A 12,137-nucleotide genomic window follows, 5' to 3' on the forward strand; every position below is an offset into this window, starting at 1 on the left:
TTCACCAGTGGCCGACGGCGCGTACTCATCGACGCCTCCGGTCGGCATCGCAGGTGTTGCGTGCATCGTCCACGCGTCTGCGGAGTGCTTCGATTCCACAGGGCCACGGCCCGTCTTTGGCAGGGAAGTATGACATACGCCGTCACGATTTCCGGCAGCCCGTCGGCTGCCTCACGCAGTGCCCGGTTGTTGCGTTTCGTCGAATCCGATCTGGCTTCGGCTGGTATCGAGGTACGCCGCATCGATATCCGTGCACTCTCGCCCGCAGCGCTGCTCGCTGCCGATACCTCCCACGACGATCTGCGTCACGCGCTCGCCCAAGTGGCCGGTGCGCAGGCAGTCGTCGTCGCCACCCCCGTCTACAAGGCGGCCTACAGCGGTTTGCTGAAAGCCTTCCTCGACGTGCTGCCGCAAGACGGCCTCGCGGACAAGCTCGTCGCCCCGTTCGCGACCGGCGGCAGTCCCACGCATCTGCTCGCGCTCGACTACGCGCTCAAGCCCGTGCTTTCGGCGCTCGGTGCGCAGCATATCCTGCGAGGCGTGTTTGCCGTCGATCTGCAAGTGCCGAAGGAGGAGGGCGCGACGCTCGACGCCGCCATCGCCGAACGTCTGGGCGCGACCGTCGATCAGCTCTCGCAATGGCTGCATGAACGCGAGGTGATCCGCCAGTGGCCGGGTAAGGTGGCCGAAGGCCTCCGCAATGCACGCGGAGCTCACGGTGTGGGCGCCGCCAGCGCGACGCTCGCTGCCTGAGCGCCGGAGTCCGTATGCAAGTCTTCTGGTTTATTCCGACGCATGGCGACGCCCGTTATCTCGGCACGTCCGACGGTGGGCGCGTGTTCGATTTCGACTATGCACGACAGATCGCCAGCGCGGTCGACACCCTGGGTTACGAAGGCGTTCTGCTGCCCACGGGACGTTCCTGCGAAGACGCATGGGTGACGGCGTCGAGCCTCATCGGTGCGACCCGTAACCTGAAGTTTCTCGTCGCCATTCGCCCCGGCATCGCATCGCCTGCGCTCACCGCACGTATGGCGGCGACGTTCGATCGCCTGTCGGGGGGCAGGCTATTGATCAACGTCGTCACGGGCGGCGATGCCGGTGAACTCGAGGGCGACGGCTTCTTTGCCGACCATGCAGAGCGCTACGAAGTGACGGATGAATTCCTGCGCATCTGGCGTTCGATTCTGGAGAAATCGCATCGCGGCGAGAGCGTCGATTTCGATGGCGAGCATCTGCGTGCGAAGGGCGCAAAGCTGCTGTATCCGCCGGTGCAGACGCCGCATCCGCCGCTGTATTTCGGTGGGTCTTCGGAGGCTGCGCGTCAGATCGCGGCCGAGCAGCTCGACGTCTATCTGACGTGGGGCGAACCGCTGGCCGAGGTCGCCGAGAAGATCGCGGACGTGCGTGCGCGCGCCGCCAAACTCGGACGCACGTTGCGCTTCGGTCTACGCTTGCATGTGATCGTGCGCGAGACGGAAGACGAAGCGTGGCGCGCCGCCGACTCGCTCATCAGCAAGCTCGACGACGAGACCATCGCGCGTGTGCAGACACAGTTCTCGAAGATGGATTCGGAGGGGCAGCGACGCATGGCCGCACTGCATGGCGGACGTCGCGACAAGCTCGTGGTCGCACCGAACCTGTGGGCCGGTGTAGGACTCGTGCGCGGCGGCGCTGGCACGGCGCTCGTGGGCGATGGCCCGACCGTGGCCCAGCGTCTGCGCGAATACGCGGATCTTGGCATCGACACATTCATTCTGTCGGGCTATCCGCACCTCGAAGAAGCGTATCGCTTTGCCGAACTGGTGTTTCCGCATCTGCCGCGCGAGGTACGCGAGAAGCTTGGCAACGGTCGCGGTCCGTTGTCCGGGCCGATTGGCGAAGTGATGGCCAACAACATCGTGCCGCAGGCGTCGCAAAGCTGATTCGCGCACCTTACAGCCGATACACATCGACTTCATTGGATTGAACGGAATTGGGGCCGCGCTGCCCCTGGGGAAATTCGCATGACCCAATCTACGCTGACGACTTCGTCCACCGGGGTCACCACCGACGCCGCTACCGGTGCTGCGGCACCCGGCACGTTGCAACGCTACGGACGCAGTGCCGCTCGCCGCCTTGCACCGTGGGCCGTGCCTGTCGTTCTCGTCGCGCTCTGGCAGCTCGCCGCAGAACAGGGCTGGCTGTCGACGCGGGTGCTGCCCGCACCGGCCGCCGTCGTGGAAGCCGCGTGGCAACTCGCGATCACAGGGCAGATCTGGCGCGACATCGGTGTATCGACCGGACGCGCCGTTATCGGCTTTCTCATCGGCGGCGGTCTCGGGCTGCTGCTGGGCATGCTGACGGGGCTGTCGCGCGTGGCGGAAACGGCGCTCGACTCGTCGTTCCAGATGCTGCGCAACATCCCGCACCTGGCGCTGATTCCGCTGGTGATTCTGTGGTTCGGTATCGACGAGAAAGCCAAGCTGTTCCTCGTCTCCATCGGTGTGTTCTTCCCGATGTATCTCAATACGTATGCGGGGATTCGTGCCGTCGATCCGGCGCTGGTCGAGATGGCGCGCAGCTACGGATTGCGCGGCTGGGCGCTGTATCGCGACGTGATTCTGCCCGGGGCGTTGCCGTCGATTCTGGTGGGCGTGCGCTTTTCGCTCGGCCTGATGTGGGTGACGCTGATCGTGGCGGAAACCATCTCGGCGCAATCGGGCATCGGCTATCTGACGATGAACGCTCGCGAGTTCCTGCAAACGGACATCGTGCTCGTGGGGATTCTGCTGTACGCGCTGCTGGGCAAGCTGGCCGACGTGCTGGCCAAGGAACTGGAATTTCGCTGGTTGCGCTGGCATCCGGCGTTTCAACGAGGAGCCGCCGCATGAGCGCACAACAACTGGCCCCGGTCGCGGGTGCCGACATCGAAGCCGAATGGACGGCCGAGCAGCGCGCCACCGGCCACGCACACCGGCTGTCGCTCGATCCGTTCGGCACGCGGTTGCCGCTCGGGGCGAACGTGGCTGCGCAACGTGGCGCGGTGGGGACGAATCTTAAAGTCGTGCATCCGGCGAGTGACGCGCAAGTGTCCGGCGGATTGCGTGTCGACGCCGTGGGCAAGCGTTACGGCGCACGTTCAGTGCTGTCGGACTTCTCACTGACGATTCCGCGCGGTGGATTCGCCGCCATCGTGGGGCGCAGCGGTTGCGGCAAGTCGACGCTGCTGCGTCTGATCGCCGGGCTGGAGACGCCGGACGCCGGGCGCATCACGCTCGACGGGCACGCGCTGGGCGACGCCTCCGGCAAGGTGGCTACGCGCATCATGTTTCAGGACGCGCGTCTGCTGCCGTGGCGCACCGTGCTGGAGAACGTCGCCATAGGTTTGCCGAAGTCTTCGCATGCGAAGGCGCTCGACGTGCTGCGTGAAGTGGGGCTGGCCGAGCGTGCCGACGACTGGCCGAGTCAGCTCTCGGGCGGTCAGCGTCAGCGAGTGGCACTGGCGCGTGCGCTGGTGCATCAACCCGATTTGTTGCTGCTGGATGAGCCGCTCGGTGCGCTCGACGCGCTCACCCGCATCGAAATGCATGCGCTGATCGAGCGCCTGTGGCGCGCGCACGGTTTCACGGCGCTGCTCGTCACGCACGACGTGCAGGAGGCGGTAGCGCTGGCCGATCGCGTCGTGCTCATCGAGGAAGGGCAGTTGGGGCTCGATCAGTCAGTGTCGCTGGCACGCCCGCGAGCGCGCGGCAGCGTCGAATTTGCCGGGCTCGAAGCCCAGGTGCTCGCACGCGTGCTGCAAACCGAAGTCGCGCCGTCGTCGCATGTGCCGGTGTCCGAGCCGCTGTGGCCTGCGGCCGCTGTGCGGTGGGCGATCTAGTCGCGCGTCGACGCGCTTTTCAACAACCTCTCGATCACATCTTTTCGAACACAGGAGTTCATCATGGGTATCACCGCCATCAACGTGCGTAACCAGTTCAAAGGCCGTATTCGCGAGATCCTGCGCGGCCCGGTCCTCTCGGAAGTGGACGTCGAGACGCCGAGCGGTATCGTCACGTCGGTCATCACTACGCGCTCGATCGACGAACTGCGTCTGGATATCGGCTCCGAGGTCGTGGCGCTGGTCAAGGCCACCGAGGTGTCGCTCGCTAAGCTTTGACGGGCTGTCCGTCCCGCTTTTCCTGAGTCGTTGGCCTGCATCGGGCGCGCGCGGGGGCGACGTCCGATGCAGGTTTCAGGAAATTCCGAGTTCCGTCTCGGACTGTGCCGCGAATGCACGCACTCGGCTGATATAATGACGGCTTCCAAATGTTGGCGACCCGCCTGCGCGAATCCCTCCGCTGCGGGCGTTTTTGTTTGTCGCCGACGCGATGCACCGAAGCCAAACCATGACCACTGTCCGCACCCGCTTTGCGCCTAGCCCGACCGGTTTCATCCATCTGGGCAACATCCGTTCCGCTCTCTATCCGTGGGCCTTCGCGCGTCACAACAACGGCGCGTTCGTGTTGCGCATCGAAGACACCGACCTTGAGCGTTCCTCGCAGCAAGCCGTGGACGTCATTCTGGAAGGCATGGAATGGCTCGGCCTCGATTACGACGAAGGTCCGTTCTATCAGATGCAGCGCATGGATCGCTATCGCGAAGTGCTGGAGCAACTGAAGGCGGGCGGTCACGTCTATCCGTGCTACATGAGCATGGAAGAACTGGACGAACTGCGCGAGCAGCAACGCGTGCGTGGCGAAAAGCCGCGTTACGACGGCCGCTGGCGTCCGGAGCCGGGCAAGGTGTTGCCGGAGCCGCCGGCCGGTGTGCAGCCGGTGCTGCGCTTCAAGAATCCGCTGACCGGCAGCGTCGTGTGGGAAGACGCGGTCAAGGGCCGCATCGAAATCTCGAACGAAGAACTCGACGATCTGGTGATTGCGCGTCCCGACGGCACGCCGACGTATAACTTCTGCGTGGTCGTCGACGACATCGACATGGACATCACGCACGTGATTCGTGGCGACGACCACGTGAACAACACGCCGCGTCAGATCAACATCTTCGAAGCGCTGGGCAAGAAGTGGCCCGTGTACGCGCACTTGCCCACGGTGCTCAACGACCAGGGCGAGAAGATGTCGAAGCGCAATGGCGCGATGAGCGTCGTGCAGTACCGCGAAGAAGGCTATCTGCCCGAAGCTGTGGTGAACTACCTGGCGCGTCTGGGCTGGGCGCACGGCGACGCGGAAGTGTTCTCGCGCGAGCAGTTCGTGGCGTGGTTCGATCTGGAGCATCTCGGCAAGTCGCCTGCACAGCACAACCCGGAAAAGCTTCAGTGGCTGAACAACCAGTATCTGAAGCAGGCGGACAACGATCGTCTGGCCGGGCTGACCGAGCCGTTCCTGCAAAAGGCGGGCGTGTCGATCGAGGGGGGGCCGTCGCTGGCTGGTGTCGTCGGTCTGTTCAAGGATCGCGCCAACACGATCAAGGACATCGCGGCGAGCGCCGAGATGTTCTACCGTGCCCCCGCCCCGTCGGCGGAAGACATGACGCAGCACATGACCGATGCCGCACGCGCCGCCGTGAAGGATCTGGCGGCTGCGTTGGCCGCACTGCCCGAATGGAAGAAGGAAGCCATTTCACCGGCGTTCAAGGCGACGCTTGCGCAGCACGGCATGAAGATGCCGCAACTCGCGATGCCGGTGCGTCTGCTTGTCGTGGGCACCACGCACACGCCCGCCATCGACGCCGTGCTGGAGCTGCTGGGCCGCGATGCGGTGCTGGCGCGTCTGGCGGCCTGACCGGTTCGACGTCACCGCACGAGATTCCGGCGCAGCTACGGCGGCGCCGGACACAAAAAACCCCGGGATGCGTGAGCATCGCCGGGGTTTTTTACTGGGGACGCCGCGAGTGCTGCATCCCTGATACTTTGCAGGTATTTACGCCTGCGAGCCGCCTTCCGCGGAGACGGAGAGCGTACCCGACTTGGCCGAAGGGGCCGGGCGCTTCGTGAGCGAATAACCCTCGAGCAGCTTGACCATCTGTGCGTAGATCTTCGGGTTGCCCGCGAGGATTTCGCCTTCGAACAGGAAGTCCGACTCGCCCGTGTAGTTGCCGACCAGACCACCGGCTTCGGTGATCAGCAAGCTACCGGCGGCCATGTCCCACGGGTTCAGGCCTTGCTCGAAGAAACCGTCCATGCGGCCAGCGGCGACGTTGGCCAGATCCAGCGCGGCTGCGCCCGGGCGACGGATACCCGCGCAATGCTCGGTCATCGTGCCGAACATCTTCAGGTAGTTTTCCACGCCTTGCAGATCGCGGAACGGGAAGCCCGTGCCGATCAGGCCGTCGGCCAGACGATCACGGCGCGAGACGCGAATACGCTTGCCGTCGAGGAACGCACCGCGACCGCGCGATGCGGTGAACAGTTCGTTGCGGGTCGGATCGTAGATCACGGCTTGCGAGACGACGCCCTTGTGCGCGAGGGCAATCGACGTGCAGTAGTAGGGCAGGCCGTGGATGAAGTTGGTGGTGCCGTCGAGCGGATCGATGATCCACTGGAATTCCGAGTCGGAATTGCCGTGCTCTTCGCCCGATTCTTCGGCGAGGATGGCATGGTCGGGATAGGCTTCGAGGAGGACGCTGATGATCGCTTGCTCTGCCGCTTTGTCCACTTCCGTCACGAAGTCGTTGTGCTGCTTCTTGCTGACCTGGACTTTCTCGATGTCCAGGGAGGCTCGGCTGATGATGGAGCCGGCGCGGCGCGCGGCTTTCACCGCGATATTGAGCATGGGATGCTGCATGACAGATTCCTGTTAAGGCCATCGCTGGCGTGACGCGCGACCCCCATTGGGCCGGTCGGCAAGCGTGGCAGACAAAGCGAACAAATTGAGCAAGAGCGATGCCCCGACAAGCGCCGCGCACTGTGTGGCGGCTCGTTTGCAGGGGCGAAAACGCGTATTTTAGCAAAAATGCGGCGGGTGCGCTTCAGAACCTGCGTGTTCTGACCCTTTTTGCAGTTTTTGCCGCACACCATGCATCGTTCGTAGCACTGTCGGTGGGTGTTTGCCGGGCATTTCAGCGACGTGGCATCCCGCCTTGGCCCTGCGTCGCGCCGAATCAGGCAAAATAGCGCCGTTGTGCGCCGTCGCAGGTTCCTGTGCTGCGCTGTCCGCTGCCGCTGCCGTTTCCGCTCCCGCTTCCGATTCCCGATTCCCGATTCCCGATTCCCGTCCATCGCCGTCTCATGTCCCAGTCTGCTCCGTCCGCTCCCCATTCCCCGTCGCCGTTGTTCGAACAGGTGCGTTTCGTACTCAACGAGACGAGTCATCCGGGCAACGTCGGCTCGGCCGCGCGTGCGATCAAAACGATGGGGTTTGGCCGACTGGTGCTTGCCGCGCCGCGTGCGGGGGCAGACGTGCTGCGCGATCCGGAAGCGATCGCGCTTGCCAGTGGCGCCGACGACGTGCTCGCCAACACGCTGATCGTGCCCGATCTCGTCACTGCTTTGCAGGGTGTGAGTTGGGCGGTGGCGCTCTCCGCGCGCTCACGTGAGTACGGGCCGCCGAACGCCGAGCCGCGCGAGAGTGCGGCCATCGCAGTGCAACACGCGGGGCAGGGAGAAGCGGTGGCTTTCGTGTTCGGCAGCGAGCGTACCGGTTTGTCGAATGCAGACGTGGACCGGTGTAACGCACTCGTGCACATTCCCGCGAACCCGGTCTATAGCTCGCTCAACCTTTCGCAGGCCGTGCAACTGATCGCCTGGGAAATGCGCATGGCGTGTCTGGCGCAGGCGCGCGGTGACGCGCCACAGGTCGTGACGGTGGCGACGCCCGTCACCGATGCCGCTTCGCATGACGCGCTGGCGACACGCGACGACGTCGAAGGCATGCTCACACATCTGGAGCGCGCGCTCGTCGAACTCGATTTTCTCGACCCCGACAATCCCAAGAAGCTGATGACGCGATTGCGCCGTCTGTTCGCGAAGAGCCATCTGGAGCGCGAAGAGGTCAACATCCTGCGGGGCATCTCGAAGCACATTCTGGAGCGCAAGGTGCGACGCTGATTGCTGCAAATATCGCGAAAACGCCCTACAATCGGCTGTCATATGCTTATACGCCTTTCGCGGATATGAATCGTTTGCGCCAGCGTTGCGCCGCCTCTCTGCCTTACCACGTCCACTGTTGTTAGCCCTGCGCTGACCTGCGTGACGCATTGCCTCGTCGGCGTGCGTCACCGCTTCGCCATTTCGCAATGCGGCGCCTGCCTCGGCCGCCGCACTGCACATCGCTGAATTCCTGCACTCCCGGAATTACCCGCTAATACGCGACGATCCGTCCCCAAGACGGCCGGACGCCGCACGACAGGACCGAACTCAGGCTTATGTTCACTCGTCTTCGCGAAGATATCGCTGCCATCCGGCAAAAAGACCCGGCTGCCCGTAGCAACTGGGAGGTCTTCACTTGCTATCCCGGTCTGCATGCCGTGATGCTGCATCGGGTGGCGCATCGCTGCTGGACGTCGGGTTTCAAATGGAGCGGACGCTACATCTCGCAATACGCGCGTTTTCTGACCGGCATCGAGATTCATCCGGGCGCGACGCTCGGCCGACGCGTGTTCATCGATCACGGCATGGGCGTGGTGATCGGGGAGACGGCGGTGATCGGCGACGACTGCACGATCTATCAGGGCGTGACGCTCGGGGGCACGTCGCTCGCGCGCGGCGCAAAGCGTCATCCGACACTGGAGGCGGGGGTGATCGTCGGTGCGGGGGCGAAGGTGCTCGGCGGCTTTACGGTGGGTGAGGGGGCGAAGATCGGCTCAAACGCGGTCGTCGTCAAACCGGTCCCGGCGGGTGGCACGGCGGTGGGCAACCCGGCGCGCGTCGTGCGTCCCGGGGCGCCGCGCGAAGGCGTAAAGGTGGGTGAGGGCGAGTGTAAGCCGGAGTTCTCGGCCTACGGCATTACGCCCAACGCCGATGACCCAGTCTCGCTCGCGATTCATGGTCTGATCGAGAACGCGACGGATCAGTCGCACAAAATCGATGTCATGGTGGCGGCGCTCAACCAACTCGGCGCGCATCTCGAAGCGCTCGGTGCGAGCAAGATCGATACCGCCGAGTTGCGCAAGTTGGGCAAGGAAATTCAGGATATGTGACGTGGTGGGGCGATGACGGCGAATCGTCGTCGTCGCGGATCCAAACAAAAACGGCTCGTCAGCAACGAGCCGTTTTTACATCGCAACGCTTATGTCGCGGAGGGCGCGAGGTCGACGGCCCGTAAGCCATGCGTGTCCCATTGCAGATAGCCGCCGCGTGGCGGGTCCACATCGAATTCCCAGTCGGGCAGGACCCAGCGTACGCGTCGCCCGTCGACGTGGCGTGCAGGACGATGCGTGTGGCCGTGCACCAGCGTGCGCTCACCCGCAGCGTCGAGCAGCGCCGCGATGGCATTGGCGTTAGCGTCGGCGTAGGCCATGCGATGTGCGCCCTTGGCGGCGCTGCGTCGGCGGATGCGATCCGCAATCCCCATGCGCACGCGCAGCGGCAACGTCAGGAAAAAGGCTTTGCCGAGCGGCGAATGCGCGACGCGGCGAAAGCGCTGATAACCCACGTCGTCGGTGCACAACTGGTCGCCGTGGCTGAGCACGAGTGCCTGACCGAGAAACGAGAAGACGCAGGGATCGTCGAGCATGACCGCGCCCGCCGCTCGCGCGAAGCGCTTGCCGAGCAGGAAGTCGCGATTGCCCCGCATCACCGCGATGGGCACACCGCTGGCCGAGAGTTCCGCCATCGCGGCCGTCATGCGGCGCGCGAACACGCCGAGCGGTTCGCTGGCAGGCGGGGCCGAAGCAGGCACGTTTCCGGTGTCGCGGTCGGCATCGAGCATATCGTCGCCGATCCAGTATTCGAACAGATCGCCGAGGATGAAAAGGATGGACGCTTCACGCGCGGGGCCGCGCAGGAAGTCTTCGAAGACTTGCACCGTCTGCGGCAGGGCCGGTGAGAGGTGAAGATCGGAAATGAAAAGCGCGGGCCCGTCGCCCCGTGGTGTCACGGGGCATTGCGGGCACCGCGCAGTCGATACTGGCATCGAGTGTCGCAGTTCGCTTGAGGGCGCTTACGCGAGCTTAGGCGACGATCACAGCCTTCTCGATCACGACGTCCTCAACCGGCACGTCCTGGTGGAAGCCCTTCGAACCGGTCTTCACGCCCTTGATGGCGTCGACCACTTCCTGGCCTTCGACGACCTTGCCGAACACGGCGTAACCCCAGCCTTGCGGCGTGGGCGAGCTGTGGTTCAGGAAGTCGTTGTCGTTCACGTTGATGAAGAACTGGGCCGTGGCCGAGTGCGGATCGTTCGTGCGGGCCATGGCCAGCGTGTACTTGTCGTTCTTCAGGCCGTTGTTGGCTTCGTTTTCGATGGTCGCTTCGGTCGGCTTTTGCTTCATGCCGGCTTCGAAACCGCCACCCTGGACCATGAAGCCGTTGATGACGCGGTGGAACACCGTGCCGTCGTAGAAGCCGTTCTTGACGTAGTTGAGGAAGTTCTCGACCGTCTTCGGTGCCTTGGCTGCGTCGAGTTCGATGCGAATGACGCCGTGATTGGTGTGCAGTTCAACCATGATGCTTTCCTTCTAATGAAATGATCCCGGCGGGCCGGAGGATTTTCAGCGTTTGACGACGCTGGCCGATTCGATCACGACCGTCGTGGCGGGCACGTCGGAATACATGCCCTTGCGGGTCGTGGCCACACCCTTGATCTTCTCGACGGTGTCCATGCCGGACACCACCTTGCCGAATACCGTATAGCCGAAGCCATCCGGGTTGGGGTAATCCAGTGACGCATTATCCTTCACATTGATAAAGAATTGCGCGGTCGCGGAGTTCGGATCGGAGGTGCGGGCCATGGCGATGGTGCCGATGGTGTTCTTCAGGCCGTTCTTCGATTCGCTGGGAATCGCGGCGCGCGTGGGCTTCTGGTCCATGTTCGGGGTGAAACCGCCGCCCTGTATCATGAAGCCGTTGATCACGCGATGGAAAATCGTGCCGTTGTAGAAGCCATCGTTGACGTACTGAAGGAAGTTCTCGACCGTCTTCGGTGCTGCCTTCGGATTGACTTCGACCACGAAATTGCCGAGCGACGTCTTGAATTGCACCTGCGGCTGCGCATTTTGCGCAAAGGCCGGCAGGCTCGCGCCCGTCAGGGCGGCGGCGGCCACCACGGTGGCAACGCCGCCGAGCATGGCGCGACGCAGGCGATTCGGAAAGGACATGCGTGTCTCCCTATATCGATGAGAAGGGGGAAGGTGGAACGGAGTTCGAGTCGCGGCAGCCGGCTTAGTTGCCCGACTTGCCGATGTTTTTCACGGCGGCGTCCTCACCGGGCTTTTGCGGCGACGGCGTCTGACTGACAGGCGCGGCGCGTTGCGGGGTCAGCATATTGGACAGCAGCTTTTCGCGGTTCGACACGCGAGCCGTCGGCGCAAGCTTCAGAGATTTCTGATAAGCCTGCTGCGCGAGCTTGGCGTAGATGTCGCCCAGATTCGCATACGCGACGGCGAAGTTCGGGTTGTTGCGAATCGCGCTCTCGAGTGCGGCGCGGGCCTTGTCGTACTCACCAGCCTGCGCGTAGAGCGCGGCCAGGTTGTTGAACGGCTCGGGCAGTTCCGGGAAGTCCTGGGTGAGCGCCGTGAAGACGTCGATGGCTTCCGCATTACGGCCCATTTCCATCAGCACACGACCGCGCGTGAAGCGCACCTGCGCGTCGCGCGGGTACTGCTTCAAATGCTCGTCGATTTTGGTCAGAGCATCGTTGAATTTGCCCGCTTCGACCAGCTTGTTGATGGCCGACTCGCTCGCTTGCTGCGGCGTTTGCAGCGGCGCGGGCGGGGGCGGATCGGTGATCGCCTGCGCGCCGGCGGGCAGCGCGAACAGCGCGCTGGCCACGCCGAGCGTGGCGGCCGCGAGCGTAAGTGCGCGTGTGCTGCGCGTGACAGCGGCGAGCGGGCGCACATGAGAGAGAAGGCGCGAAGGAACGTGCGTCAGGGGAGACAAAAGTGACCGGCTTCGTTGCGTCATAGTGGGTGCTTGGGATACCTGAGAGGTGCGCAAGAGATGCTATACTCGGCCGCATTCTAACAAAACACCTGCGCCCGGCCCGCGCCATTTCTCGATG

Annotated in this window: 13 protein-coding genes; 8 read left to right on the forward strand and 5 right to left on the reverse strand. The window is 63.9% G+C overall.

Annotated features, from left to right (window positions below):
- Nucleotides 1-129 precede the first annotated feature (129 nt).
- The 6 genes from ssuE to gltX all read left to right on the forward strand — a co-directional run bounded on the left by ssuE (nt 130) and on the right by gltX (nt 5,762).
- Nucleotides 130-753, forward strand: coding sequence for an NADPH-dependent FMN reductase (ssuE, locus tag PCO31010_RS14590; RefSeq protein WP_150664889.1), 624 nt, complete (start codon nt 130-132; stop codon nt 751-753).
- Nucleotides 754-767: 14 nt separating this feature from the next.
- Nucleotides 768-1,925 (forward strand): FMNH2-dependent alkanesulfonate monooxygenase, encoded by a 1,158-nt coding sequence (gene ssuD, locus PCO31010_RS14595; RefSeq protein WP_150664890.1) that lies wholly within the window; start codon nt 768-770, stop codon nt 1,923-1,925.
- 81 nt (nt 1,926-2,006) lie between these two features.
- Nucleotides 2,007-2,873 carry an aliphatic sulfonate ABC transporter permease SsuC gene (gene ssuC / locus PCO31010_RS14600; RefSeq protein ID WP_150664891.1) on the forward strand — a complete coding sequence of 289 codons (867 nt, stop codon included), beginning with the start codon at nt 2,007-2,009 and terminating at the stop codon, nt 2,871-2,873.
- Nucleotides 2,870-3,862, forward strand: coding sequence for an ATP-binding cassette domain-containing protein (locus tag PCO31010_RS14605; protein WP_150664892.1), 993 nt, complete (start codon nt 2,870-2,872; stop codon nt 3,860-3,862). The genes ssuC and PCO31010_RS14605 overlap by 4 nt, the downstream gene beginning before the upstream one ends.
- 63 nt (nt 3,863-3,925) lie before the next feature.
- Nucleotides 3,926-4,141 carry a TOBE domain-containing protein gene (locus PCO31010_RS14610; protein WP_039399140.1) on the forward strand — a complete coding sequence of 72 codons (216 nt, stop codon included), beginning with the start codon at nt 3,926-3,928 and terminating at the stop codon, nt 4,139-4,141.
- Between the two features lie 229 nt (nt 4,142-4,370).
- Entirely contained in the window at nt 4,371-5,762 is a 1,392-nt protein-coding gene (gene gltX / locus PCO31010_RS14615; protein WP_150576821.1) for a glutamate--tRNA ligase, read from the forward strand.
- A gap of 138 nt (nt 5,763-5,900) precedes the next feature.
- Here gltX and PCO31010_RS14620 read toward each other — a convergent pair whose 3' ends face one another.
- Nucleotides 5,901-6,764, reverse strand: coding sequence for an inositol monophosphatase family protein (locus PCO31010_RS14620; RefSeq protein ID WP_150664893.1), 864 nt, complete (start codon nt 6,762-6,764; stop codon nt 5,901-5,903).
- A gap of 443 nt (nt 6,765-7,207) precedes the next feature.
- Between PCO31010_RS14620 and PCO31010_RS14625 the strand changes: the two genes are divergently transcribed.
- Nucleotides 7,208-8,026 (forward strand): RNA methyltransferase, encoded by an 819-nt coding sequence (locus PCO31010_RS14625; protein WP_150664894.1) that lies wholly within the window; start codon nt 7,208-7,210, stop codon nt 8,024-8,026.
- 317 nt (nt 8,027-8,343) lie between these two features.
- The gene (gene cysE, locus PCO31010_RS14630; RefSeq protein WP_150664895.1) at nt 8,344-9,117 is read left to right on the forward strand and encodes a serine O-acetyltransferase; all 774 of its coding nucleotides are present in this window, start codon (nt 8,344-8,346) and stop codon (nt 9,115-9,117) included.
- An 89-nt stretch (nt 9,118-9,206) separates the two neighbouring features.
- On the opposite strand, the gene PCO31010_RS14635 is transcribed toward cysE, so the two are convergent.
- From PCO31010_RS14635 to PCO31010_RS14650, 4 genes are all read right to left on the reverse strand, one after another.
- Nucleotides 9,207-10,016: a UDP-2,3-diacylglucosamine diphosphatase gene (locus tag PCO31010_RS14635; protein WP_150664896.1), complete on the reverse strand. Its 810-nt coding sequence runs from the start codon at nt 10,014-10,016 to the stop codon at nt 9,207-9,209.
- Nucleotides 10,017-10,089: 73 nt separating this feature from the next.
- Nucleotides 10,090-10,584, reverse strand: a complete 495-nt coding sequence (locus tag PCO31010_RS14640; protein ID WP_150664897.1) for a peptidylprolyl isomerase — start codon at nt 10,582-10,584, stop codon at nt 10,090-10,092.
- A gap of 45 nt (nt 10,585-10,629) precedes the next feature.
- The gene (locus PCO31010_RS14645; RefSeq protein ID WP_150665000.1) at nt 10,630-11,205 is read right to left on the reverse strand and encodes a peptidylprolyl isomerase; all 576 of its coding nucleotides are present in this window, start codon (nt 11,203-11,205) and stop codon (nt 10,630-10,632) included.
- A gap of 94 nt (nt 11,206-11,299) precedes the next feature.
- Nucleotides 11,300-12,016 carry a tetratricopeptide repeat protein gene (locus PCO31010_RS14650; protein ID WP_246184611.1) on the reverse strand — a complete coding sequence of 239 codons (717 nt, stop codon included), beginning with the start codon at nt 12,014-12,016 and terminating at the stop codon, nt 11,300-11,302.
- Nucleotides 12,017-12,137: the final 121 nt, after the last annotated feature.

Source organism: Pandoraea commovens (assembly GCF_902459615.1).
Lineage (GTDB): Bacteria > Pseudomonadota > Gammaproteobacteria > Burkholderiales > Burkholderiaceae > Pandoraea > Pandoraea commovens.